The following is a 25,523-nucleotide window of genomic DNA, read 5'->3' as shown; positions in this document are numbered from 1 at the left end:
ATGAAGGGAAGTCTGCCACGTCAGCGCCGTGGCAGCAAGGTTTCAGGCTACTGTCATGGTATCAGCTATCCGCAAGCGCTGTCTCTATCAGCGTTACCGCCGCCGACCGTGCGGCTGCCACGATATCGGCGTTGCCTTCCATATAGGCTGAAATGACGGCCCCCTCCTTCAACAGGAAGAGCTGGGTTGCCAGTTCCTCAGGGTCGCGGGCACCGGCATCCTTTGCCAGATCGGTCAAATAACTGCGAACAAGGCGTTTATGTTCTGCCGCAACCTTACGTACGGGGTGCTCAGGGTCCGGATACTCGGATGAAGCCTTGATAAACATACAGCTGTTGAATTCATCGCTCTCTACCCACTCACGCAAGCTATCGAAGGATGCCAGAAGGCGGTCCTTTGCTTCCGTCGCCAATTCTTCGGTGCGCTTGGTCAACCGGGTATATAGCTCCCTATGGCGCCACTCAAGCGCCGCGAGGATAAGCTCGTCCTTGGTGCGAAAGTGATTATACATCGAGGTTTTGGATATACCTGTCACCGCAACCAAACGGTCCATACCGGTAGCGTGAAAGCCCTCGCGGTAAAAAATATCCTTCGCTTTTGCGACCAATTCATCACGTTTTGACGCGCTCATACGCGAGTCTCCTCATCAACATGTACTGATCAGTACATATAGCACAAACGCTTGGCCATGCACCACAATGCAATTTCCAATTTATTCTCAGTGACATAGCCACCGCTCACATATCTGTGTCTTTTGTGCGCTTGACTAACCAGTACCGATTAGTACATGTATCTGTACCGATCAGTACTTGTAATTCTCAACTCAACAGGATCACACCATGATGAAGCTTTACAATATGACACTTTCCGGCCACGCGCACCGTGTCGTCCTTGCCCTGTCCCTATTGGGGCTGGAGGCAGAGATGATCGAGGTTGACGTGCTCGGTGGCGAACAACGCAGCGATGCTTTTCGCGCCATCAACCCTGAAGGCAAGGTGCCGGTGCTGACCGACGGGGATGTCACAATTTACGAATCCACTGCAATTCTGACCTATCTGGCCGCCAAATATGATGACGGAACCTGGATGCCGCGCGACCCTGCCTTGCTGGCAGAAGTGCAAAAATGGTTCATCTGGTCCGCGAACGAGCTGGCGCCCGGTGCAGCACGCGCGCGTGTTATCAAAGTGTTTGGTGCGCCTTTTGACCTTGAGACCGCGCAGGAACTTGGCCGTACTTTCCTTAAGAAGCTCGACAGGTCATTGGATGGCAAACACTATCTGGTGGGTGAGCGCGCGACCTTCGCGGATGTTGCTATTTATAGCTATGTGGCCCACGCGCCTGAAGGCGGTCTGCCGCTTGAGCCCTACCCCAATGTGCAGGCGTGGATCAGCCGCATTGAGAAGCTGGACCGCTTCATCGCCATGCCAAAAACACCCGCTGTCGCAGCCTGAAGCGAGGACACCTTTGATGACCGAGCACAAAAGCCCATTCCACGAAGGTGAGCTGGCAATCCAGGGCATGCTCGGCATCGCTGACAAGGTGCACAAATATGCCTCACGCGGCATTCGCCCCTTCATGCCGGACCAGCACCGCGCGTTTTATGAAATGTTGCCGCATATATTTGTCGGTAGCCTTGATGCAGGCGGGAACCCGTGGGCGTCCATATTACACGGGGTGGCGGGCTTCATGTCCTCCCCGACCAGAACGCGGCTGGAGATAGGCGCGGCGGCGGACCCTGATGACCCGCTGTCCCTCAACATCCATGAAGGGGCCGAGGTTGGGCTGTTGGGCTTACAGTTTCACAGCAGGCGGCGAAACAGGGTGAACGGGCGTATCTCAAACGTTCGCGCCGGGGGTTTTTCACTTGAGGTAACGCAAAGCTTCGGCAACTGCCCCAAATATATTCAGAAGCGCGAAACATCTGAGGACCTGCCGGACGCGCTCAAGGCAGGCCGTGTTGAGCGCCGCACCAGCCTCACTGATAATGACGTGAAGCTGATCACCTCGGCTGACACTTTTTTCATCGCTTCCGCCGCAAACAATGTGGGCGAAGGGGCCGCCCGCGGGGTTGATGTCTCGCACCGCGGCGGCATGCCCGGCTTTGTCAAGGTATGCCCCGACGGCAACCTGTTGGTGCCGGATTTCTCTGGCAACCGGCATTTCAATACGCTCGGTAATATCCTTGAGACAGGCAAAGCAGGTTTGCTGTTCGTTGATTTTGAAGTGGGCCACCTGCTGCAGCTTACCGGCAGCGCTGGCATTCTCAAACTTGACGAAAGCCCTTATGCCTATGAGGGGGCGGAACGGTTCCTGCGCATCCGGCCCGAGCTTATTGTCAGCCGCATGAGCGCCCTGCCCTTCACGCTAGCGCATACAGAAACCTCGCCTTTCAACCTCCGCACAGGGGGCTGGGTAAAGCGCTAGGCTTTGAGGCCCTTTTCCCACTCGTAAGCGTGCTTCACGATGGTATCAAGATCGTCATAGGCCGCCTGCCAACCGAGGGATGTGCGCGCTTTGTCGGCCTTGGCCACCACCTTGGAGCTGTCGCCCGCGCGGCGCGGCTCCATCCGCACATCAAAATCCACACCCGTGACTTTCTTGACCGTCTCGATCACCTCAAGAACCGAGAAGCCGTGGCCATACCCACAGTTCATCGGGCCGCTTTCGCCCCCCTTATTGAGCCAATCAAGCGCCAGACGATGCGCCACCGCAAGGTCAGACACATGAATATAGTCACGCAGGCAGGTGCCGTCGGGCGTTTCATAGTCATCACCAAACACACTCAGGTGCGGGCGCCTGCCAAGGGCGGCCTGACACGCCACCTTGATGAGGTGCGTGGCGTTCGCGGTTGACTGGCCCGTGCGGCCTTTGGGGTCAGCCCCCGCCACGTTGAAGTAGCGGAGCGCTACATAGCTAAAGTCATGCGCTGCCGCCACGTCCCGCAGCATCAGCTCTGTCATCAGTTTTGAAGTGCCGTAGGGCGACAGCGGCTCAAGATGCGCATCCTCGCCAATGGGCACAACTTCCGGGTCGCCATAGACGGCAGCCGTAGATGAGAAGATGAATTTTTTAACCCCATGGCGCACACAGGCTTCAATCAGCGTGCGGCTGACGGCGGTGTTATTGCCATAATATTTGAGCGGGTTCTCAACCGATTCCGGCACCACGATAGACCCGGCAAAATGGATCACGGCGTCAATCGCGTGGCCTGTGAACACAGCATCAAGTGTGGCCGCGTCCCCCACATCACCTTCAATGAAGGTAGCTTCAGGCGCCACGGCAGAGCGAAACCCGGTAACCAGATTATCAAGCACCACAACCTCATGCCCCTTATCCACCAGTTCCAAGACCATGTGGCTGCCGATGTATCCTGCGCCGCCCGTTACCAAAATTGCCATTACCAGTTCCCTGTTTGCCTGCCTAAGGCTCAAGATCCATTGTTGATGTGCCGATGAAAAGCCCTGATGGCTCATCCTCAAAAGGCGCGTCAACGCGTTTAAGTGCAGCTACCATATGCGTGCGCGCACTTTCAAACGAATAGTTTTTCTCAATCAGCTGTTTGCCCTGCTGGCTCAGGCTGTTCCACCTTACGTCATCGCTATAAAGCACAGCTATGTCGTCAACCCAGGCTTCAACATCGCTTGCGACCAGACAATCACGGCCATGCTCAGCTCCGGTGCCCTCAACCGCGATGGGCGACAGGATAGAGGGAATGCCATGCGCCATGGCAGCCAACACCTTACCCTTGATGCCTGCGCCGCTTAGAAGCGGCGCAATGAACACCCGGTGGCGGTCATACACGTCTGCGACATCCTCGACAAAACCAACCACTTTCACATCATCCGCCGCCAAGGCTTGCACAGGCTCGCTTACGTTGCTGCCGTAGATATAAAGCACCACGCCCGGCATACGCTCACGCAACGCGGGCATCACCTCATTCACAAAATACTCCACCGCTTCCACATTTGGCGGATGCCGGTATCCGCCAAGGAAGGCAATGCCCTCACGACCTTCATAAGGCGGGGTCTGGGCAGCGGTATCCACAACCCACGGTGCTTGTGCAATTTTGGCTGCCGCAATGCCGTGTTCCACCAGCAGGCGCTGTTCCACATCGTTATAGCTGAGGCAGAGGTCAACGGCCTGGCATATAGCAAGCTCCGCATCGCGGGTTTGATGCGCCTTTGCTAGCGCTTCTTTATCGCCGGAGATAAGCGCCGCGCGTTCTTCCCTCAGAAAATGAAGGTCTGCGTTATTGAAAAGCACGCGTGCTTGCGGCGCATAAGCTCGCACCCCCGGCAGGCACAGATCGGCAATGTCATAACGGGTGATGTAAACCACATCAAACTCGGCGCCGCGCTCCTCCACAAATTCATCCACCGAAGTGTAATAAGGCGCATAAATCGCCTCTACGCCAATGCGCTGCAATTGGTCGGTATAGCGCCCGAGCCATTCCATATTGCTGGGTATGAAGGTCACCTTATAGCCAAGGGATTGCATCAGGCGTATTTCCTGAATGGCCGCATAGCTACCAGCATCAACATCCGTGCAAGGGAATTGATAGTCGATAAATAGCGCGCGCCTTGTCACGCCTTCATCTTTTGCCTGATCAGGGTCGTAACCCGGTTTTGGGCCGCGCACGAGCGCCGCTTCATGTCGCTTTAGAAACTTAGGCTGGTTAATGGCCTGGAACCGTTTGAGGCCACTTGACTTAACCTCGGTGCCATTTGAAATACCTTCAAAATGCACGACGGTAGAATGCGGTGCGTAAAGCGTTTTATACCCCTCGGCCCGAAGCGCAAAAGCGATGTCGGTGTCTTCATAATAGGCCGGGGCAAACACGTCCGAGAAACCACCCACATCATCCCACGCAGTGCGTGCCACCATGATCGCAGCACCGGAGCAATAGTGAACCGGGCGGGTGTAGTTGTAGCGCGGCTGCTGCGCGTTCCCCATGCGGCCATAGTTCCAGCCACTTGCGTCTGACCAGATGATACCGCCCGCTTCCTGTAGCTCCCCACCGGGGTAAATGAGCTTTGCACCCACAAGACCAACGCTTGAGAAATGATTGAAAGCAAACAACAGCTCATCAAGCCAACGGTAGGTTACTTCCGTATCATTATTGAGGAAAACAAGATGGTCGCCGCTGGCTGCCGCTGCACCCGCGTTGCAGGCATGCACAAAGCCTTTTGCTGCGCTGTGGCGTACAACCCTGATGCCCTCGACCATATTCTCGATCGTAGCCGTCTCGTCGCTCGAGCCGTCATCAACAACCACCACCTCAAATGTGGCTTCGTTGTAGGCGAACAGAAGGGCCGCAAGGCAGTTATAGGTGACCGCAAATTTATTATGGGCTGGCACAATGACCGAGACTTGCGGCTTAGCGGAAATCTTGAAGCTGAGCGGCCGGAACTCAGTGTTCTTCTCGAACCCACGGGAGATCACCTCATGGCACCAGCCAACTTGGGCGACACCTGCAGTACCAAGCGTGCTGGCCTGCTTCATCTGTGCCTCAAGCGACCGGTACCGCAGGCCTGCAATCGGGCTTAACTGTGTTTTAAACGGCGGATTTGATAGCTTGCGCAAGCGTTCATAGTCAACACCGTGGCCCGCCAGCGTCATCATTTCGTCAACCAGCACCTGCCCGTCAAAGGTTGAGATACGGATGTGATGCAGCTCGCCATCAAAACAGGTCTCATCCAGCTTGATGAAAGCCCGGCGCACCTTGTTATCGTCCACCTTCTGGGCAAAAACCGTGGTCTTTAGCTCACCGTCCACAGCCACATGCAGGCCAATAGCGCTCGGCCGTTTCACGTCGCCTATATAGGCGGCAATGTTCTTGTTATCCCTATGCCTGATGGTCAGAACCAACCGACGTGCATTGGTCTCAAGCTTCTCAGCAACAAGAGGGCGTGATGTAACGCGCGCCACTTGCCCTGTGGCTTTGCCGTTTGCCGTCAATGCCAATTGTTTTTCGCCCGGCGCATGCCGCCCCCATTCTCCGGGCACAAAAAGCACGGCATTCGGCCGCTGAAGAGCCTTCAGAAGCGAAAGCATGTCGCATGGTGGCGCTGTCCAACCCCGTGTTGGCGACCCGGCAACCATGTAGAACCGCAAAAACGAGAAAAACAGACATCCCTCTATGCCAGGTTCAATCAGGTCTGCTGCCAACGTCAGCCGCGCAAATTTGGCACCCTTTGGAGCCTTGGCGACCACTGCGTTGAGCTCATACCCGTTCTTATGCGTGCCGCCCTGCGGTAGCTGCGCCCGCCCGCCCGATATGGTCTCAATGATCGTCTTGGCCGCGCTCAGGAACTCCACCCGCAAGGTCGCGTCACAGGTCTCCGCGCCCATATGGCCGGAGAATACATAATCATGGCCGGCGAGAACGGGCAGCAGTTTACCATAGACAGGGTCTTCATAGGTGAGGGAAGCACTGGGCGCACCTGCGGCCACACGCGCATAGGCAACATTGGCATTTTCAAACTTGTGGTTATCGGAAAGGTTCACCCCTGATGAGGTTGCCTCATCCGCCAGCCAAAGCATCTTGCCAGATGCAAAATCACCGTCCTGCAGCAGGTTGAGACCCGCCAAAACATGCAGGGGATTGCTTTGGCGAAGGGTGATGCCCGGCGCACCTTCAATCTCCGCACTGAGCTTGCCCCTCGCGGCTTTATCCGCCACAACGACCATGCTCGCGCCCAGATTATAAAGTTCAGGTACCAAGGTGACCCCCCGTTTTAGCTCCACAGAGCCTGAGGTGTAGCAAACACATTTTTAATGTACAGCAGTTTTGCGTGAAAGATTAACGTCACGGTTACATCAAAGCTTTCGAGCGCCCACAGATGCGCGCTTGACTGCTGCTGGAAAGCTCGCGAAACTAGCTGCCAATCGACAACCCCAATATTTCAGGGTCAGGAATTAAGGCATGTTTTCAGGCATTTACCCCGTTGTTCTTTGTGGTGGCTCAGGCAGCCGGCTGTGGCCGCTGTCCCGCTCCGGCATGCCCAAGCAGTTCCTGCCTATCGCAGGTGACAAAAGCCTGCTCGTACAAGCGCTTGAGCGGGTATCGCCCCGCTACGGCTTTCATGAACCTATCATGATTGCCAATAACGAGCATCGCTTCCTGTTGTCCAAACAAGCTGAAGATGCAGGGCTTACGCTCGCTAAGATCCTGCTGGAGCCCGTGGGGCGTAACACGGCACCCGCGGTTATCATCGCCGCCCTGGAAGCACAGGCGCTTGACCCTGAAGCCAAAATACTGGTGCTGGCTGCGGACCATCTTATCGCAGACGTGCCCGCCTTCCATGAAGCGGTTGAGCGCGCATCTCGTGCTGCAGACGCTGGCGCCCTTACCTGCTTCGGCATCATGCCAACGGCGGCCGAGACAGGATATGGTTACATCAAGCCCGGCGAAATGCTTTCTGGCGCTGGCGGTGTGCATCATATTTCAAGCTTTAAGGAAAAACCGGATGCCGCAACTGCGCAGGCCTATCTCGCCTCCCGCCAGTATCTGTGGAACAGCGGCATGTTCCTGTTTCGCGCCGAGCGTTTTCTGGCTGAGGCCGAGCTTTATGTGCCAGACATGCTGAATGCCTGCAAAAAGGCCTACGCGGGCGTGAGCGAAGACCTTCAGTTTCACCGCTTGCCAGAGGCCGAGTTTGCCGCTGTACCTGCAAATTCGATCGATTATGCCGTGATGGAGAAAACCAAACACGCTGCCGTGGTGCCGTGCAGCATTGGTTGGTCTGACCTCGGCAGCTTCTCTGCCCTCTTTGAAGCGGGGGAGAAAGACGCGCGCGATAACGTCACCCACGGTGATGTGACGCTCCTCAATTCCTCCGACTGTTACGTTTACGCCGACAAAAAGCTTATTGCCGCAACCGACATTTCCAATTTGGTGATTGTTGCGACCGATGACGCGGTGATGATTGCCCCCAAAGACAAGGACCAGAACGTCAAACACATCGTTGATGCGTTGAAGGGCGGCGGGCGTGATGAAGCAAAACTGCATACCACGGTTTATCGCCCTTGGGGGTTTTACACATCCCTCGCCATCAACACGCGTTTTCAGGCGAAGGAGCTTTGCGTGTATCCGGGCAAGCGCTTGTCGCTACAGTCCCACAACCGGCGCGCCGAACATTGGGTGGTTATTGAAGGCGAAGCAACGGTTACCCGCAACGATGATATCCTGACCCTTAACGCAAACGAATCTGTCTTCCTGCCCATTGGCACCCGCCATAGGCTGGAGAACAAGGGTGATACGCTGCTGCGTCTCGTTGAAGTGCAAACGGGGGACTATTTTGGGGAGGATGACATCGTGCGTTATGAGGATGACTTCAAGCGGATTTGAGCCAGAGCCGCACCCCAAACTATGCCACAGTCGCGCCGCACATTAGCGCACACTTTCGCCACAGCTACAGCACAAAATCCTCGCGGTGAAGCGCCAGGTTACGGTTGAAATAACGGTCAATTTCCGTGTCCGTCCCCCATTTGGCCTTGAGCGCTGCAGCTTCCCCGAGATAGCGTTCCCGCTTCGCGCCCTTCAGGTCTTTCCCGCGTGATTTGCTCTCATAGTGATAGAGCACCGCATGGGGGTGATAGATGTTGTGATAGCCCGCTGCCTGCAGTTTCAGGCATAGATCCACATCATTGAACGCTACCCGGAAGACGGTTTCATCCAGCCCGCCAACCTCAAAAAACTTGTCTTTGTGCACGATTAGGCATGCAGCCGTTACTGCGCTCACATATTGGCTCAGGTGCGCCCGGTAAAAATACCCCGGGTCATTGGCTTTGAGGAAACGGTGGCCATGGCCCGCAAGCCCGCCCATGCCCGTGTATACACCCGCATGCTGGATACGTCCGTCGCTATAAAGAAGCTTGGCACCCACAGCGCCTGCATCTTCGCGGATAGCCTGCCCCATCAGCTCCTCAAGCCACTCAGGCGTGATCACTTCGGTGTCGTTATTGATGAGGCCAATATAGCTGCCCCTGGCTTCGCGGGCGGCAAAATTATTGATGGCGGAATAGTTGAAAACGCCGGGGTAATCCAGCACCCTGACCTTGGCGTTCCGGCCAATATTTTCAAGAAAACGGTGCGTTGCAGGCTTCTGGCTATCGTTGTTCACGATCAGGATTTCATAGTTCTTGTAGCGCGTTTTCGCCAGAATGCTGCGCACACAGTTTCGGGTCAGGCGGCGCATATCCCGAGTTGGGATAATAAGCGACACCAGCGGCTCGCCTGGTCCCAGAGGGCGGCTAAGGCGTATGTGCCCAAAGCTGCCCGCAATGACGGCGGCGTCCGAGGCAGGCATGCAGCTTTCAAGCGCTTTTCCGTGGTCAACACCCCGCACTGACGGCCGCACCACATCAGGCCCCACAAAACGCCGAACATAGCGGTGATAGAGCACATGCGGCACGTGACTGACATCATCACGTTCAAGGATGCTACCCAATCGCAGGAGAAGCTCATACCGTCCTTGTGCATCCGCCTGGAAGCGCGTGCCTTCCGGCAAGCGTTCAGCCTTCACAAAACACATGCCGCCAATATAATCACATGACAGCAATAGCTCATGGTTCCAGTGCGGCTTGAAATGCGAATGCCTGCGCATGCCTTTATGGTTGATCTGGTCTTCGTCGGTATAGATAAGTGCTGCACCGGTTTCAGCCACGACCGCACACTCAAACAGCGCGTGTTCGGCCAACAGGTCGCCGGGGCTTAGCCAACCCAGATAGCCCTGCTTCGTCAATTCTTCTGGCATCACCTCATGGGAGCAGATACGCGCGTCGCTGAACTGCTCATTTGCTTCCGCCCCAATGAGAACCAGTTCCCAGTGTGGGTATAACTGCGCCTTGAGCGAAGCAACTGTCCGCGCGACAAAGGGCCGGTCTTCTGCGGTGCGCACCTCACAGAAAACTCTGAAAACAAGTGTCTTATCAGATAGTTGAGATACAGAATTTTTGATTTCTTCGCGCCGTTCTTCGCTCAGCTCAGCGTTTTTCTGCAGCCATTTTTCATAGCGGTAGCGCTCATCTTCGATCAGGATTGAGAAACGATTGTGCGCACGCAGGCGCTTGCCCAGCAACAACCAAAAGAGCGCAACAAGACTTCGTACAGGATGAAGGATCGCCGCCCTGAGCCAAAGATAAAGCAGCCTCACCCTTGTTTCCTTATGAAAATTTCCTGCCAGAATGCCTGTTGCACAGCCACGTCGTTCTTCTCTTCAAAATAGCGTTTTGCCCCGCCATATACTTTGGCCATTTGCCCAGGCGCGCTTAGTATTTTCACGAGGCGCGCTTGCCAGTCGGCAGCGGCGTCCTCCGCCAGAAAAGCGTTATCGCCATGCACAAGGCCATGGGCTTTGCCCCATTCAGCGCTGTACATAGCCGGGCAACCGGCAAGAGTATACTCTAAAATCTTGTTCACCGAACGCGCCGCGTTAAAGGGCGTATTGATCAGCGGATAAAGCCCGAGATGGAAGCGGAACGACGGCATCGCGCGTTTGTACCCCGCCCATGTTTTCAGCTTGCGGCGGTGCACGTGTGGGTGCTCGTCCAGATGCCCCATAAGCGGTTCATTGCCAAAATAGTGGAAGTGCACGTTGGGGAACCGCTTGAGAGTAGCACCTATAACTGGTCGTAAAAATTCAAATCCCGCGCCGTGACTTCCTGTGCCCAAATGCACAAGGTCGGTCACACCACCAAGGTTTGCAGGCTGAGCCTCCGTGCGCGGTGCACCGCTCCAGACAGGGGAAAGCACATGAACCTTGGCCTCGGTTTCCAGCTTTTCGGCGATAACTGGTGAGCTGGTCACTATATGCGTGGCGCACGCCATCATCGCGGCATATGTGCCATTTTTCAGTGTCTCTAGTCGCTCCCGGTATCCGCTCGGCAGGGTCTCATCACCGATGGCGGTCAAGTCATCATCGATGAGATAGATAACCTCCCCGCCCTTTTGTTGGTGCGAGAGCACACGTTTGATCACGGCCTCCCGGTCGCGCCGAACCACGAGGTATTTATCGCCAGACCGGAAGGTATTGGCCCCGAGACGTTCAATAGGCCCGCTTCGCCACGGCTTGGAAACCATGTGCGCGCAGGCGTTCAGAAAATAGAGATCAGTGGTGGGGATAGGCGCGTAGGTAAACACTATTTCTTCCTCACATGGCTCTCAGGCTCAGGTGGCACCACATCGATGCCATACCTTGATTATACGCCGGACCACCATCCACAGGCGAAAGGGATGGTATTTCTGGCAAAAACCCTCTGATCAGCCTTTGTAAACCGGTTATTCTTGGTTATACAAGCGGGGCAATTCATTTAAGGAAAAGCGGCTTATTCATGAAGATCGAAGACACCAAAATTCCGGATGTCAAACTTATCACGCCCAAACGTTTCGGAGACGATCGCGGTTTCTTCTCTGAAACCTTCAACCAGCGCCTTTTTGACGACGCTGTGCCCGGCCAGACCTTTGTGCAGGACAACCACTCCCTCTCACGTGAGGTTGGTGTATTGCGCGGTTTGCATTTCCAGCACCCGCCTTTTGCACAAGGCAAACTGGTGCGGGTGATCAAGGGTTCTGCGCTTGACGTTGCGGTTGATATCCGCAAAGGGTCCCCAACATTTGGCCAGCATGTGGTGGCGGAGCTGAGCGAGGAAAACTGGCAGCAGCTTTGGGTGCCCTCGGGTTTTGCGCACGCCTTCTGTACGCTTGAGCCCGATACGATCTTCTTTTACAAGGTAAGCAATTTCTATTCACCCGAGCATGATGCAGGCATCGCGTTTGATGACCCTGATCTGGCCATTAATTGGCCTGTTACGCGGGAAACGGTAACCCTTTCCGGCAAGGACAAAGTTTTGCCACGGCTGAAAGATATCGATAGCCCGTTCATATACGGCGAAAATTGTTAAGGACATTTGGGGCATGAAAATCATTGTAACCGGCGGTGCCGGTTTTATCGGGTCTGCGGTATGCCGCCACCTGGTGCAGAACCTGAAACATACAGTCATCAACCTCGATAAGCTCACTTACGCTGGCAATCTCGCCAGCCTGAAGGAAGTTGAAGACAGCCCGCTCTATCACTTTGAAGAAGCGGATGTTTGTGACCGCGCCGCCCTTGACCGCATTTTCAAGAAATACCAGCCGGACGGTGTGATGCACTTGGCGGCGGAAAGCCATGTGGACCGCTCCATCACCGGTGCGGCAGACTTTATCCAGACCAATATTGTCGGCACCTTTGTGCTTCTGGAAGCAGCGCGCGACTATTGGAAGGCCCTGCCAGACGACGCGAAAGCAGCTTTCCGCTTTTTGCATGTTTCCACCGATGAAGTTTACGGCTCCCTTGGCGCGGAAGGCCTGTTTGAAGAAACAACACCGTATGACCCAAGCTCGCCCTATTCGGCGTCCAAAGCATCGGCGGATCATCTGGCCAACGCGTGGTTCGAGACCTACGGTCTGCCGGTTGTTATCTCTAACTGCTCCAACAACTATGGCCCATATCACTTCCCGGAAAAACTTATCCCGCTTGTGGCGCTTAATGCGCTCGACGGTAAGGACTTGCCTGTTTATGGCGACGGTTCCAACGTGCGGGACTGGCTTTATGTTGAAGACCACGCAAAAGCACTTTTCACCATAATGGTAAAGGGGCGCTTGGGCGAAAAATACAATGTTGGTGGCCGCAATGAGCGCACCAACCTGCATGTAGTGGAAACCATTTGCGATATTCTGGACGAGCTGCGGCCATCCAACCGGCCACGCCGGGAGCTGATCACTTTTGTCACCGACCGGCCAGGCCACGATGCGCGCTATGCCATTGATGCCACCAAGCTCGAAAATGAGCTCGGTTGGCGCGCCAAAGAAAATTTTGAGAGCGGCATCCGCAAAACCGTTGAGTGGTATCTGGAGAATGAGTGGTGGTGGGGGCCGCTGCGGGACGTGGCTGGTGAACGCCGCGGCTTGTTGAAGAAGTAGGCGGAGCAACGCAGGATCATGCGGGTATTTGTTGCAGGAAAATCGGGTCAACTCGCAAGGGCGCTTGTTCAGCTGAACGGGCAAGCTGCAGGCTCCAGCACGTTGGAGATTTCCTGCTTCGGGCGACCGGATTTTGATCTGGCCTCGCTTGAAAATGCCCACAGCACCATAGCTGCCTTCAAGCCCGACGCCATCATCAACGCGGCGGCCTATACGGCCGTTGATGCCGCTGAGGACGACGAAGAGAACGCCTTTCTCATCAATGCCGTTGGGGCTGAGAATCTCGCGAAAACTGCTGCGACCCTTAATGTGCCTTTCTTGCATGTCTCAACCGACTATGTCTTTGATGGTGAGAAAGACGGGCCTTATACGGAACAGGATGCACCAAACCCGCAAGGCGCCTATGGGCGCAGCAAACTTGAGGGTGAAGTACGGGTAATGATCGCGAACCCACGTTCTCTCATCTTCCGCACAGCGTGGGTTTACAGCCCGTTTGGCAAAAACTTCGTCAAAACCATGCTGGGCTTAGCTGAAAAGCGCGATGAGCTGGGTGTTGTGGCCGACCAGGTCGGCAACCCGACCTACGCGCCGGATATCGCCGCTGCACTTCTGGCCATATGCCACGGCTTGACGGAAACACCAAACCCGGGGCCGCTCGCCGGTCTCTACCATTTGGCTGGCACTGGCACCACAAGCTGGCACGGCTTCGCGGAAAAAGCCTTTGAGCTGGGTGCTCATTATGGCCATCCGGTACCGCGCGTGGGTGAACTGACAACAGCTGAGTACCCAACGGCGGCAAAACGGCCCGCCAACAGCAGGCTTGATTGCAGTAAACTAAGAGATATCTTTGGCATAACACTGCCGCACTGGCACCACAGCCTTGAACGCTGCGTGACCACATTGCTGGCAGATAAATAGAAACAACAGATAAGGGAACGTTCATGAAAGGCATTATTCTGGCAGGTGGGCTTGGCACACGCCTCTATCCCATCACCAAGTCGCTCAGCAAGCAGCTGTTGCCGATCTATGACAAACCTCTTGTGTATTATCCGCTGACCACGTTGATGCTCGCTGATATCAGGGAAATCCTGATCATCTCCACCCCGCATCACCTGCCACTATACCAGGACCTTTTAGGGGATGGCAGCCAGTGGGGCATTGAGCTAAAATATGTTGCGCAGCCTGAACCTAAGGGACTCGCGCAAGCATTCCTCCTGGACCCTGGCTTCATCGGCAACTCACCCTGTGCACTGGCGCTCGGTGATAATGTTTTCTACGCGGCGGGCTTTACAGAGCATTTGCAGCGCGCAGGGCGGGTAAAGGAAGGGGCTTATGTGTTCGCTTACCCAGTTGGCGATCCAAGTTCTTTTGGTGTGGTTGAGATGAGCCCGGAGGGCAAAGCCCTCTCCATTGAAGAGAAGCCCAAGCAGCCCAAAAGTAATCTGGCAGTGACCGGCCTCTATTTCTATGACAAGCAAGTTGTTGACATCGCGAAGAATGTGGAGCCGAGCGCTCGTGGCGAGCTTGAAATCACCAGCGTTAACGACGCCTACCTCAAACAAGGCACCCTTAATGTGATCAAGCTGCAGCGCGGCACCGCCTGGCTTGATACCGGTACGGTGGATGCCATGCTGGCCGCCAGCAACTTCGTACAGACGATTGAAGAGCGTCAAGGCCTCAAGATCGCATGCCCTGAGGAAGTGGCGTGGCGCAAAGGCTTTATCAGCGCGGACGCGCTCGGTGCGCTGGCTCGGTCCTACAAGAACAGCTACGGGAAGTATCTCGCCAAGCTTTTGAAAGAATACCCCTGATAGAGTGGACCGGAATTCTCTGCCTAAACATCAGAGAAATATAGTGCAAAAGACCCCGGCTAAGATTTAGCTGGGGTCTTTTTTGTCTAGAACCCCTGCGGACGGCTCTTTCGCTAAGCTAGTGCTAGCCATCAAGTATTCGGTAGCAGCGAGCCGTACGATTTGAACCCTGCCTACAGACCCCTGTCTCATCGTAGCCTGCGTCTTTTGATACAAAGCAAAAAGCGGGATGGTGGCTTGGGATAGGTCGTGGGGATAGGGATTTGGCGCTGATTAGCCTGGGATGGGTGATGTGCAAATAAAAAGGAGGGAGCCTTTTGGGCTCCCTCCAGTGTCTTAGTGCTTTAATAGTTCAGCTTAGCCGAAGTCGATGTCAGCTGAGTTCAGCTCGGCAACCGTGATACCCACGATGAAGACGCTGCCGCCATCACCGGTTTGGATCAACACGCCGGTTTCGCCATCAAGCGTTGATACCTGAGCATCAAGGTCCGCAAACTCACTTGCATCAGCGCCATCGAGATCGAGCGAGTCTTCGTCAACGTTGAAGTCGTAGATCACATCGAAGCCATGGTCGTCGCCGTCGAAGACAAATGTGTCTGCGCCGTCGCCACCCCAGAGTGAGTCATTACCTTCGTCACCTGAGCCACCGTTGATCGTGTCGACACCAGCACCACCTGTGATGCTGTCATCACCGTCACCACCGTCGATGTCATCGTTGCCTTCGCCACCGCTAAGGGTGTCATCACCAGCGCCGCCATCAAGAACGTCGTTGCCGTACTCACCGGAGAGGTCATCATCACCGTTCGAGCCGCCTTCAAGCGTATCAGCGCCAGCACCACCTGTGATCACGTCATCATCAGCGCCACCGTCAACATAGTCGTTGCCGTAGCCACCAACGATGCTGTCTTCACCAGCGCCGCCTTCAATGTTGTCTTCGTTGTTGCCGCCGTAGATGCTGTCATCACCAGCGCCACCGGTCAGGCTATCTGCACCGGAACCACCGTAGATTTCATCATCGCCAGCACCACCGCCGAGCGTATCAGCACCAGAGTCTTTACCGCCGTAGATCACGTCGTCGCCTGCGCCGCCGTCAACTGTATCAGCGCCGTCACCGGAACCAATACGGTCATCGCCGTTACCGCCTTCAATCGTGTCTGCGCCAGAGCCACCCCAAGCAGAGCCGTCACCAGCTGTGCTGTCAGTGTTGGAGACTGTGATGTCGTCGTTACCGTCGCCACCGAAGATCGTGTTAGCACCAGCACCGCCGTCGATCGTGTCGTTGCCGTCGCCGCCACCAATGGTGTCGTCGCCTGCATCGCCGGAAAGGTCGTCGTTACCGTCGCCGCCCCAAAGGCTGTCATCGCCTGCGCCACCCATAAGGCTGTCGTCGCCGTCTTCACCCTTCAGGATGTCGTTACCTGCTGCGCCAGACATGGTGTCGTTGCCGCCACGGCCGAGGAAACGGTCCGCGCCTGCACCACCAGCAAATGTCTCTGCATCGTCATCACCTTTGATGGTGCCGCCGAGAGAATCTGCGTTGAACGTCATGTCTTCGACAACAGATGTGTCAACTGTCAGTGTCAACGTACCGTCATCTTGATCTTCGTTCATTTGGGTCAACGTGATGTCAAAGTCACCGTCAACGTTTGCGTTTTCGTTCGCAAGCGAAGCCGCAGCCGTGAAATCAACTGTATCAAGGTTGCCGTCACTGTCAGCATCCCAAACAGTCACAACACCGTTGCCAACGTCGACGGTGTCGCCGTTGCTGTCTACTGCCGTACCGTCAATCGCGGTAATGCCGTATACATAGTCGGTGTCGTCTACGTTGGAGAGCGCCTGACCGTCTGCATCCCAAACAAGAATGCTACCGTTGTCTGTAACGTCCGTGTTACCGAAAGACGCACCAGCAACCGTATCCATGTCTTCGCCAACGGTGAAGATAACATCTTCGTCGTCAGTCAGGTCGATCGTGACGTTGTCAGCTTCGATGATCTCAACGTTGTCAAGCGTGTTGACACTGTCATCACCCCCATCAACATCATAGTTCGCGCCACCGAGCGAGCTAGTACCAAGATCGTCAACCTCATCAATGTCGCCATCAATCACAAAGGTGTCTGTACCTGCACCGCCGTCAACATTGTCAGCACCGTTGCCGTCGATGATACGGTCGTTACCTGCGCCAGCGTCGATCTCGTCGTCGCCGTTGCCGTCAGAGATCGTATCGTTGCCTGCACCGCCAGTGATCGTGTCTGCGCCGATACCGCCATCAATGCTGTCTGCATTGTTGCCGCCATCAAGAACATCCGCGCCGTCACCGCCAGTAATCGTGTCGTCGCCGTCGCCGCCAACAACGCTGTCGTTATCGTCGCCGCCGGAAAGCATGTCGCCGCCAGCACCGCCAGAAAGCGTGTCTGCGCCTTCTTCACCAAAAAGAGAATCCGCGCCGTCACCACCAGAAAGCTGATCGTCACCGGCGTCGCCGTAGTAAATGTCGTCGTCCAGTGTACCGTTGATTACATCATCACCGAGTGTACCGAACTGGGTATTCGTAGCCATAGTGTTCCTCCTAAAAGCACCAAGAGAATTTGTTTGTCAGGCACCTGAGCATGCCCTTCGTCCCTCGTTAACTAAAATAATTACATGTTGTCAACTACGCACTTCTCTGCACGTTGCCTTTTCAACTGCGGCCATACTAATGGCAGAAATTTCGGAACACAATCCAAAAAAAACAAGAAATTACACACTTTTTCGCTTCAAGGGACATAATCACACACAAACTGGCAGCCGAATCCCACGTTCCTGTTGCTTTGGAAGGACCCACACCTTGCGTTAGGCCAAAGCGTGGTCAGTTTAAAAAATGCACTTCTTTTAGGTTTAACGGGCAGTTATAAGCGTCGGAAAGACCATATATGCTGCTCAATTGATGTTGCGTGCGCTTTGAGAGCAAGATATACGCCGAACAGATCAATGATGAAATTCAGACAATACTCAACAGATGGAGTTCTGCGTGCAGGACAACTGGAAAATTAAGTGCCTTGTGCCAGACTTGCCTTCTGCGGAGGATGTACTGCCCTATCTGAAACGAGTAGATCAGAACCGTTGGTATTCCAATTTTGGTCCGCTGGTGCGTGAATTTGAACACACCATGGCCAGCATGTTCAAAGAAGCATCGCCTGCCCTGGCAGCCACGCGCGCCGAGAGAACCAATGTCGCGACTTTTTCGTCTGCCACCACAGCACTTGAGCTGATGTTGCGCGCGTCCGGCTTGAAAAAGCCCGCGCGCATACTAACACCGGCGCTCACTTTCTCGGCAACTGCTGCTTCAATCGAAATAACCGGGCACACCCCGGTTTTCTGTGATGTCGACTCAGACAACTGGTGTCTGACACCCGAAATCGCAAAACGGATTTCGGAAAAGTACCAGATTGACGCCGTGCTGCCGGTTGCCATCTATGGCTACCCGATTGAACTGGACACCTGGGCGGAGTTTCAACGCGATACCGGCATTCGCGTTTTTATCGATGCTGCAGCCGCCCTTGGTAACCAGTTGATACACCCTGATATTCCAATCTGCTTTAGCCTACATGCCACCAAGCCCTTCGGCATTGGTGAGGGAGGCCTGCTTGTTGCTTCAGATCAGTTGGTAGAGCGGGCACGCAACCTATCCAACTTCGCATTTTGCGATGGCACGAGCCGTGAAGTTGGCACAAATGCAAAACTGGCCGAGGTTCTGGCGGCCTACGGTCTGGCCCAGATTACACGATTCCCTGAAGTGCAAGCGCGGCGCAAACAGGTACTCGACCAGTACATTGCTCTTCTGGGTGAGGAGCATTTCCATCCGCTCACAAAAGACTATGTCCCCGGCACTCTGCTAATTGATGCGCCAGGCAAGGCGGCCGCACTGGAACGCGCGCTGAGCGACGCCCGTATCCAGACCAGAAAGTGGTATTTCCCTCCTTTGAACGAACATATCGCTTTTCAGTCTGCTGAGATCATCCGGGGCGATGACGGTACGCTCCTGCCACACATTGATGACCTGAAGAACAGACTCATTGGCTTGCCCTTCCACGCTTTTCTCACCGAGAGCGACCTGCAAGAGATCGCTTCCGTGGTCAGCAAGGTTCTTGAAAGCTAGATTTTCTGCAAACAGCGCGCTAGAACCACTTAACCATCAGAAACCCTGGCGACAACTATCCGATATCTTGGAAGAATTATACCGTGCCCAATAAACTGTTACAGGAAATTGAAACGGCCGTGCGCAAACGCACATATGCCGAAGTGGTTGACCCGCTATCGAAACTTCTGGGCATCATTGAAGCTGGCAAACACAACTTTGGTGGCGATCAAGGCATGTTTGATGTTGTGGGAGAGAGAACGGCGACGCGCATAGCCAGCGCTGTGACAACTCTATTGATGGACCCTGACTATCAGCTCACATCAAGCATGATGTTAACCCTGAACAAATATAAGAGGGCATTGGCGCAGGCTTTCGAAGTCAGCGGATACCGGGGCACTGATCACCTCACGACCGTTTTTGGTACCGAGCGCAACGGCCAGAAGACCTACAAAATTTCGGAGCTCTACAAACTTTTCGCGGGTATCTCGATCAATTCAATGACCGAAACCTTGTTTAACGCTCTCCTGAAGTTAGACCCGGCCGCCAGCTTGCCTGTGGTGATCGGCTTTCTATCCGAGCAGATGATTTACTCCCAAAGGGCTGAGATAATTCGAGGGAAACTTCTCTCAATGTCGGATCATTGGAAAAACGTAAAAGCAAACTCGCTCACTGTTTTTGCTATGGGGCCGCCTTACATGGGCTGCTCCTATGCGGAGGCGCCCCATAAACACGACTTTAAATATTGCATGAACGCTCACGTCCGCAGGTGGGCGACTAATCAAAAAATCGCGGACCGGAAACTTCCCGCTACCAGGCCTGTCAAAAAACGACCCAAGCTGCTTATCTTCGCGGAACTGTATAACTCGGCGCATGCCATGCACAGGTGTTATGGTCCGTCTATTCGCTCGCTCAAAAAGCATTTTGACACTGTCTTGATGATGGCGGACACCAAAGCCAATGAGGAACTGGCATCGCTGGCGCATGAGGTAGAAACTTTTTCATTCAAGCACCCAGAAGCATTAAAGATTATCAATAAAATCATCGCACACCAACCTGATGTCATATACCTGCCAAGTGTTGGCATGCGGTTCTCCAGCATCCTCTTGTCAAACCTACGGCTTGCACCAATCCAGATCATGACCATCGGCCACCCGGCAACAACACGTTCCGATAAAATGGATTATGTCATTCTGCCGGATGAATTAATGCAGAACGAGAATACTTTCTCCGAAAAGATCATGCTGCGGCCAACCAAACCATATTTCACACACAGGCACGACGCGGCCGATGTTGCGCCGGACATTCGCCTTGACCCTGACGTGGTGCGTATCGCCATCCCTGCGTGGTCTCGTAAGATTACACCAACATTCCTGAATGCCTGTCGCCGCATTCGTGACCTCGCGACAAAGCCGGTTGAATTTTGGTTTTTCCCTAATGCTTCCGGCGCATTACATCATGCACTTGTACGCCGGTTTGGCAGCATTATGCCGCACGACAAGGTTCTACCGCGCAAAAGCTACAACCAATATATTGAGGACCTGAATCAGTGTGATATTTTCCTCAGCTCCTTCCCCTTTGGCGCAACAAACGGCATCGTTGACGCGGCGCTCCAAGGCCTGCCAATCGTTAACATGACAGGGGATGAAGCCCACACAGCCAATGACGCGTCATTGGTTGCGCATTTGGCTCAGCCAGAATGGCTTACCACCCATAATGTGGACGAATATGTGAGAGCCGTGGTGCGGCTTGTGGATGACCCAGGCCTCAGGGTGCAGATCAGCAGGAATATCCTTTCCAATGACCCCGAGAAGGCTTTCTTCGTGGAAGATGACGAAGATTCCTGGGAATTTGGTGAAATCGCAAATTACATTTATCGTCACCATGAAGATATACAGGCGAGCGATAAGAAGGTCTGGCAATTTGAAGAGATGGTGCCCGAGGGCGCAAGGAAATAGCCGCCATCATATCAAACCGCCAGTTGGGGAAAATATGTGAAACATCTGGTGATCATAGGGTCGGGCCGACATGCCGCAGTGGTGCAGGATTGCGCGCCCAAAGGTAGCTTCACCCTTCTTGGCCATGTTTGTGACCATAACCCCAAGGGAAGCGCATGTGGCAACCTGAGCGTGCTTGGCCCCTTGAGCATACTCCCGGATCTCATGGACCAGTTCGGTGACCTGTGTGGCGTAATCGGCGTGGGCAACAACAGCTACCGCATCGACATCGCCAACACTATTGAGCAGATGTTACCCAGCTTTAAATGGGTAAGCGTTACCCACGAAAGTGCGATCGTATCCAGCAGTGCCGTAATAGAACCCGGCGCGGTGCTTATGCCCGGCACAATCGTGAACACAGGCACCCGCATCGGCCGTCATGCACTCATCAACACAGGCTCGATCATTGAGCATGACAATGTTATAGAGAGTTTCGCGAGTACAGGCTCCAGAGCCACCACCGGCGGCAACGTTCGCTTGGGCAGAGCCAGCCACCTCGGTATCGGCGCTACCGTACGGCAGGACATAACCATAGGGAACAGCGTGGTCGTAGGCGGGCAGTCTTTCGTGTGCAGTGATCTGGAAGATGGCGGGCTTTATTACGGCGTACCTGCCAAAAAAATACGTAATCGCATCCCTGACGATCAATATCTGTAGCGAAGGCTAGCGCAGGAACAATTCCTGCATTATCCCACCCTGCAGCGCAGGGATCGCATCAGGAGCAAAAACCGCGCAAGCCGAATTGGCAGCAACATCCAGCCTTTCTTTATACGCATCATCAACAAAAATTGCCCGCGCATCTGGCGGGATATGAGACGCCTTGCTGCTACCGTCTGTGATCCAGACCATCTGCGAAAACAGGGCGGGATCAATACCAAACTCCGCCAACGTGATCCCGGGTTCCCGGTAATGCCGTGTGATAAGCGTGACCGGTTTTTTGTTCTCTCTGCACCGCTGAAGGAAGCTGATTGCTTCCGGGTTCACCTGCCCATGAATAATAAGGGTGTCATCAAGGTCAAAAAACACCCTGTCGTGCTCCGGGGATGCGCTCACATGCACACCAGCCTCATCAAATAACGCTGAGCATGGCAGGTCTTTTTGCAGCAAAAAACCAATATCATGGCCCATGACCTCAAACAGCATAAGTGCCGGGAAGTTCGCTCCTCGCAAACGACTGAGTGAGGCGCCATCGAGCCCACTCAGGTTTAAGCTGGCAAGCCGAAGCTCACCGCCATCCACTTTAGTTGCCCGGAAATACCAGCCCCCCCTAGGCTTGTAGCGGACATTAAGGACATCCGCGAGCATCTCAACTTCATACGGCGCCTTCAACACAGGCGTTACCCGCAGGGCAGCCTCGGCCTGTTGGACAAGTTGAACAAGCCGGTATCGCAGGTCACCTGAAAAATCCGTGTAACAATCCACCAGGTAGTCGTGATCGCCCTGCCCCGTATTGGAGCCTGATACCAAGCTTCTTACCGCCGTAAGCGCATCCCGGCTGGGCGCCAGTATTTTTGGGTTATATCCCTGCTCTTTCAGGTAGTGCGGAATCTCCCCCGCGCCTGATGGCGCAAAAACAACATCTACGGCATGGTCATATAAAAATTCATAAAGCTCACCCTCAGGCATCCCCCCGCCGGAGGCCGGGACCAGATTAACGGACTTCTCATATCGCAGCGCATGAGAAAGCCGCACTGCTGCGGCGGGGTCTGACTGATCAATATAAACATTCAAGCGTTTCAGCACAGTGCACACACCTTTTGGCCCACGTGCGGCGCATATGACCAACAGACGCCCGCTTGACTTTGCCGGACCAGTTGGCGGATAAGAAATGCCATGATAAAAGCCTCGCGCATAACCAAAAAATCAATAGTGATCATAAGCCGTTACCGCGGCCGGACACCAGCCTTGAAAGCATAGATGATGCGCAAGAAATTATCTTTATGGCGAAGACGGCGGGATGAGGTTGCGGTTGCACGGCAAAACTTCGATGAAGCTTTCTATCTCGTGCAGTGCCCGGATGTGGCAAAAAGCGGCGAGTCTGCCTTCAAACATTTTATGAAAACCGGCTGGCGCGAAGGCCTTGACCCCGCGCCCTGGTTTTCGGTGAAGGCCTACCTGAACGCCTACCCGGACATCAAAAAGGCCGACCTCAACCCTTTTGTGCATTATCTGACCCAAGGAAAAAAAGAGCAACGGCCGCTGCCTGGCACGTCTGATACAGTTGCTCCGCCCCCCGCGAATGCGCAAGGGGAACGAGAGCGGATTGAGGCTTCAAGCTATTTTGACGCCACCTATTATGCAGCGCTGAAGCCGCCCCTGCCGCCGGGCACAGACCCGTTGCAACATTTTATGGAACGCGGGTGGCGAGATGGCCGCAGGCCATCGCTCCTGTTTGATATTAAAGAGTTTGACCGCCAGATAGGCAATCGCCGCAATGAAGCTGTAAATCCCATCCTTGACCTGCTGGACAGTGGCCTGGAAGGCACCATACGCCTGAACCGGCTTGGCCTGAGGAAAGCACAAGAGGCGACTGCCCCCACAGATAAAGAATGGCTAGACGTTAAGCCGCTTGACCCGGACGGTGGTGCCGCAACAGTTGATATCATTGTGCCGGTATACCGGGGTTATGGTGACACGCTACGCTGCCTCTATTCAGTACTAAGTGCGGGTACCGAACACGCCGCTGAGTTGATTGTGATTGACGATTACAGCCCCGAGCCTGAGCTGTCTGCAAAACTGGAGCGACTAGCAGCAAAGGGGCTTTTCACCCTGCTTCGTAACGATGAAAACCTCGGGTTTGTTGGCACCGTCAATCGCGGTATGGCCTTAAATGCCGAGCGCGATGTTGTGCTTTTGAATGCGGATACCGAGGTTTACGGCGACTGGCTTGACCGCCTGCTTGCGCATGCAGATACCCACGCAGACATCGCCACAATCACACCCCTTTCCAATAACGCGACAATCTGCAGCTATCCGGAAACGCTCAAGAACAATAATTTCGAGATTGAGTGCTCCGGCACCAGCCTAAACGAAGCAGCCTATGCCGCTAACAAAGGCCAGCTCACGGACGTGCCCACAGGCGTTGGATTTTGCTTCTACATTCGCCGTAAAGCACTGGATGAGGTCGGCCTGTTCGACGAAGCTGCCTTTGCAAAAGGCTATGGCGAGGAAAACGATTTCTGTGTGCGCGTGGCCGGTGCAGGCTGGCGCAACGTGCTGGCCTTTGATGTGTTTGTGAAACACCGGGGCGAGGTTTCTTTTGCGGCTGACGCCCCTCTCTCACAACAGAAGGGCCTGCAGGCAGTTTTGAAAAAGCATCCCGGCTATGTGGGTGATGTGCACCGCTATATTGCCCACGACGCGGGCCGACATGCCCGCGCCCGGCTGGACGCCATGCGCCTCAAGCGGGCGATGGGCGAGACAGCCCTTTTCATCTCGCATGACTGGGGTGGCGGCATCTCCAAAAACATCGAAGACCTGCGGACTGTGCTTAGTGCCGAAGGCGTTGGCGTCGTTACCATGCGCTCGCTTGAGCATAAATCCGAACATGTAAGCTTTGATGGTGGCGACGGCTTCTTCCTGCCCAACCTTGAAGAACTTCACGTTACAGCAGATGCCGGGCTCATTCAGGAGTTGATCTCTATCCTCAGCCCTAAACTCGTACACGTGCACAGCCTTGTGGCCTTCCTGCCGCAGGCACGTGCACAGGTGCTCAAGCTCATTAAACAATCCGGCCTGCCCTACTATTTCACTTTCCACGACTATGCGCCCATATGCCCACATGGGCAGTTTGTAACACCCGCCGGTGACTATTGCGGTGAACCGGATGTGGATGGCTGCCGCAATTGCCTTGGCGCTCACCCGCCAGTAAACGGCTGGGTCGACATCGAAACCTATCAGAATGAATACCGGGAATTTATCCGCGCAAGTGCGGGGTGTTTTGCCCCGTCCCAGAACGCCGCAAACCGCGCCAACGCATTCCTCCGCGCTGATATATGCAAAGCGGTGCCACACCATGAACACACAGACCTCGGCTCACCCGTCAAGCCAAAGGCAGGCAAGCCGGGGAAAAGCCGCGATCTGAGGCTGGCGTTTGTGGGGGCGCTTGGGCCACACAAAGGCCGCGCCATTATGGAAAATTGCGCGCGTGATGCTTGGGCACGGGGCCTCAAGATCGCCTTTCGCCTGTTCGGATATTCAGACACTGGCTCTGGCAGTATCGAGAAACTCACGATCATGGGTAAATACCGGGGTGATGCAGAATGCGCTGAAATGCTGCGTGGCTATAGCCCGGACATGCTGGCTTTCTTCTCCATCTGGCCCGAGACCTATAACTACGCGCTCACGCTCGCGTTCCGGCTCAACATACCGCCTGTGGTGTTTGACTTAGGCGCGATGGCCGACCGCGTGCGTGATGCAGGCTTTGGCCATGTGCTGCCTGTAGCATGGATGAAAGAACCCGCGCGGGTGAACGAATTTCTGCTCACCAACCCGCTGAAACCGCTCTCAAAGGCAGAGCATAAAGAACTGGTCCGCACGCTTGAAAACCAAGGGCCTTTAAAGCTTTTGTCACCAGATTTCTATCACCAGACAGCGCAATAAAAGTGCCCCTAACCCCACATGCATCTTGAACTTGG

General features: G+C 54.7%; 18 protein-coding genes. 11 read left to right on the top strand and 7 right to left on the bottom strand.

Annotation, left to right across the window (positions count from 1 at the left end; genetic code table 11):
* Window positions 1–61 precede the first annotated feature (61 nt).
* A complete protein-coding gene (locus tag ACOOGA_RS14325) occupies window positions 62–631 on the bottom strand; it encodes a TetR/AcrR family transcriptional regulator (RefSeq protein WP_417461650.1) in 570 nt (189 codons plus the stop codon).
* Between the two features lie 208 nt (window positions 632–839).
* On the opposite strand from ACOOGA_RS14325, the gene ACOOGA_RS14320 reads away from it, so the two are divergent.
* Window positions 840–1,451 carry a glutathione S-transferase family protein gene (locus tag ACOOGA_RS14320; protein ID WP_417461651.1) on the top strand — a complete coding sequence of 204 codons (612 nt, stop codon included), beginning with the start codon at window positions 840–842 and terminating at the stop codon, window positions 1,449–1,451.
* A gap of 16 nt (window positions 1,452–1,467) precedes the next feature.
* The gene (locus tag ACOOGA_RS14315) at window positions 1,468–2,424 is read left to right on the top strand and encodes a pyridoxamine 5'-phosphate oxidase family protein (protein WP_417461652.1); all 957 of its coding nucleotides are present in this window, start codon (window positions 1,468–1,470) and stop codon (window positions 2,422–2,424) included.
* Here the strand turns inward: ACOOGA_RS14315 and galE are convergent.
* Entirely contained in the window at window positions 2,421–3,398 is a 978-nt protein-coding gene (gene galE, locus ACOOGA_RS14310) for a UDP-glucose 4-epimerase GalE (protein WP_417461653.1), read from the bottom strand. The genes ACOOGA_RS14315 and galE overlap by 4 nt on opposite strands.
* Before the next feature lie 22 nt (window positions 3,399–3,420).
* The gene (locus ACOOGA_RS14305; RefSeq protein ID WP_417461654.1) at window positions 3,421–6,723 is read right to left on the bottom strand and encodes a glycosyltransferase; all 3,303 of its coding nucleotides are present in this window, start codon (window positions 6,721–6,723) and stop codon (window positions 3,421–3,423) included.
* A gap of 202 nt (window positions 6,724–6,925) precedes the next feature.
* Here ACOOGA_RS14305 and ACOOGA_RS14300 point away from each other — a divergent pair, with 202 nt between their 5' ends.
* On the top strand, window positions 6,926–8,350 hold the full coding sequence (locus ACOOGA_RS14300) for a mannose-1-phosphate guanylyltransferase/mannose-6-phosphate isomerase (protein WP_417461655.1): 1,425 nt from the start codon (window positions 6,926–6,928) through the stop codon (window positions 8,348–8,350).
* 64 nt (window positions 8,351–8,414) lie between these two features.
* On the opposite strand, the gene ACOOGA_RS14295 is transcribed toward ACOOGA_RS14300, so the two are convergent.
* Window positions 8,415–10,157 carry a glycosyltransferase family 2 protein gene (locus ACOOGA_RS14295; protein WP_417461656.1) on the bottom strand — a complete coding sequence of 581 codons (1,743 nt, stop codon included), beginning with the start codon at window positions 10,155–10,157 and terminating at the stop codon, window positions 8,415–8,417.
* Window positions 10,154–11,143 (bottom strand): hypothetical protein, encoded by a 990-nt coding sequence (locus tag ACOOGA_RS14290; RefSeq protein WP_417461657.1) that lies wholly within the window; start codon window positions 11,141–11,143, stop codon window positions 10,154–10,156. Before ACOOGA_RS14290 ends, ACOOGA_RS14295 begins: the two co-directional genes overlap by 4 nt.
* A gap of 191 nt (window positions 11,144–11,334) precedes the next feature.
* Here ACOOGA_RS14290 and rfbC point away from each other — a divergent pair, with 191 nt between their 5' ends.
* Genes rfbC through rfbA form a run of 4 tightly spaced genes read left to right on the top strand, consistent with a single transcriptional unit; the run spans window position 11,335 to window position 14,775 of the window.
* Window positions 11,335–11,904 carry a dTDP-4-dehydrorhamnose 3,5-epimerase gene (gene rfbC, locus ACOOGA_RS14285; protein ID WP_417461658.1) on the top strand — a complete coding sequence of 190 codons (570 nt, stop codon included), beginning with the start codon at window positions 11,335–11,337 and terminating at the stop codon, window positions 11,902–11,904.
* Window positions 11,905–11,917: 13 nt separating this feature from the next.
* A complete protein-coding gene (rfbB, locus tag ACOOGA_RS14280; protein WP_417461659.1) occupies window positions 11,918–12,964 on the top strand; it encodes a dTDP-glucose 4,6-dehydratase in 1,047 nt (348 codons plus the stop codon).
* An 18-nt stretch (window positions 12,965–12,982) separates the two neighbouring features.
* Window positions 12,983–13,882 (top strand): dTDP-4-dehydrorhamnose reductase, encoded by a 900-nt coding sequence (rfbD, locus tag ACOOGA_RS14275; RefSeq protein WP_417461660.1) that lies wholly within the window; start codon window positions 12,983–12,985, stop codon window positions 13,880–13,882.
* 23 nt (window positions 13,883–13,905) lie between these two features.
* Window positions 13,906–14,775: a glucose-1-phosphate thymidylyltransferase RfbA gene (gene rfbA, locus ACOOGA_RS14270; RefSeq protein ID WP_417461661.1), complete on the top strand. Its 870-nt coding sequence runs from the start codon at window positions 13,906–13,908 to the stop codon at window positions 14,773–14,775.
* A gap of 357 nt (window positions 14,776–15,132) precedes the next feature.
* Here rfbA and ACOOGA_RS14265 read toward each other — a convergent pair whose 3' ends face one another.
* On the bottom strand, window positions 15,133–17,331 hold the full coding sequence (locus tag ACOOGA_RS14265) for a calcium-binding protein (protein ID WP_420428903.1): 2,199 nt from the start codon (window positions 17,329–17,331) through the stop codon (window positions 15,133–15,135).
* Between the two features lie 451 nt (window positions 17,332–17,782).
* On the opposite strand from ACOOGA_RS14265, the gene ACOOGA_RS14260 reads away from it, so the two are divergent.
* From ACOOGA_RS14260 to ACOOGA_RS14250, 3 genes are all read left to right on the top strand, one after another.
* Window positions 17,783–18,910: a DegT/DnrJ/EryC1/StrS family aminotransferase gene (locus tag ACOOGA_RS14260; RefSeq protein WP_417463060.1), complete on the top strand. Its 1,128-nt coding sequence runs from the start codon at window positions 17,783–17,785 to the stop codon at window positions 18,908–18,910.
* 119 nt (window positions 18,911–19,029) lie between these two features.
* Window positions 19,030–20,847, top strand: a complete 1,818-nt coding sequence (locus tag ACOOGA_RS14255; RefSeq protein WP_417463061.1) for a hypothetical protein — start codon at window positions 19,030–19,032, stop codon at window positions 20,845–20,847.
* Between the two features lie 36 nt (window positions 20,848–20,883).
* Entirely contained in the window at window positions 20,884–21,543 is a 660-nt protein-coding gene (locus tag ACOOGA_RS14250; protein ID WP_417463062.1) for a hypothetical protein, read from the top strand.
* Window positions 21,544–21,549: 6 nt separating this feature from the next.
* Here ACOOGA_RS14250 and ACOOGA_RS14245 read toward each other — a convergent pair whose 3' ends face one another.
* Window positions 21,550–22,629, bottom strand: a complete 1,080-nt coding sequence (locus tag ACOOGA_RS14245; RefSeq protein WP_417463063.1) for a hypothetical protein — start codon at window positions 22,627–22,629, stop codon at window positions 21,550–21,552.
* Window positions 22,630–22,803: 174 nt separating this feature from the next.
* Here ACOOGA_RS14245 and ACOOGA_RS14240 point away from each other — a divergent pair, with 174 nt between their 5' ends.
* A complete protein-coding gene (locus ACOOGA_RS14240; protein WP_417463064.1) occupies window positions 22,804–25,488 on the top strand; it encodes a glycosyltransferase in 2,685 nt (894 codons plus the stop codon).
* Window positions 25,489–25,523 lie beyond the last annotated feature (35 nt).

This window comes from Kordiimonas sp., from assembly GCF_965216265.1.
Classification (GTDB): Bacteria; Pseudomonadota; Alphaproteobacteria; order Sphingomonadales; family Kordiimonadaceae; genus Kordiimonas.
Note: the sequence above shows the minus strand (reverse complement) of the source record. Positions and strands in the feature narration are given on the sequence as shown.

Excerpts from the sequence above, each read along its gene's own strand:
- ACOOGA_RS14325 (WP_417461650.1), bottom strand. The coding sequence starts at position 631 with ATGAGCGCGTCAAAACGTGATGAATTGGTCGCAAAAGCGAAGGATATT.
- ACOOGA_RS14320 (WP_417461651.1), top strand. The coding sequence starts at position 840 with ATGATGAAGCTTTACAATATGACACTTTCCGGCCACGCGCACCGTGTC.
- ACOOGA_RS14315 (WP_417461652.1), top strand. The coding sequence starts at position 1,468 with ATGACCGAGCACAAAAGCCCATTCCACGAAGGTGAGCTGGCAATCCAG.
- galE (WP_417461653.1), bottom strand. The coding sequence starts at position 3,398 with ATGGCAATTTTGGTAACGGGCGGCGCAGGATACATCGGCAGCCACATG.
- ACOOGA_RS14300 (WP_417461655.1), top strand. The coding sequence starts at position 6,926 with ATGTTTTCAGGCATTTACCCCGTTGTTCTTTGTGGTGGCTCAGGCAGC.
- rfbC (WP_417461658.1), top strand. The coding sequence starts at position 11,335 with ATGAAGATCGAAGACACCAAAATTCCGGATGTCAAACTTATCACGCCC.
- rfbB (WP_417461659.1), top strand. The coding sequence starts at position 11,918 with ATGAAAATCATTGTAACCGGCGGTGCCGGTTTTATCGGGTCTGCGGTA.
- rfbD (WP_417461660.1), top strand. The coding sequence starts at position 12,983 with ATGCGGGTATTTGTTGCAGGAAAATCGGGTCAACTCGCAAGGGCGCTT.
- rfbA (WP_417461661.1), top strand. The coding sequence starts at position 13,906 with ATGAAAGGCATTATTCTGGCAGGTGGGCTTGGCACACGCCTCTATCCC.
- ACOOGA_RS14265 (WP_420428903.1), bottom strand. The coding sequence starts at position 17,331 with ATGGCTACGAATACCCAGTTCGGTACACTCGGTGATGATGTAATCAAC.
- ACOOGA_RS14240 (WP_417463064.1), top strand. The coding sequence starts at position 22,804 with ATGATGCGCAAGAAATTATCTTTATGGCGAAGACGGCGGGATGAGGTT.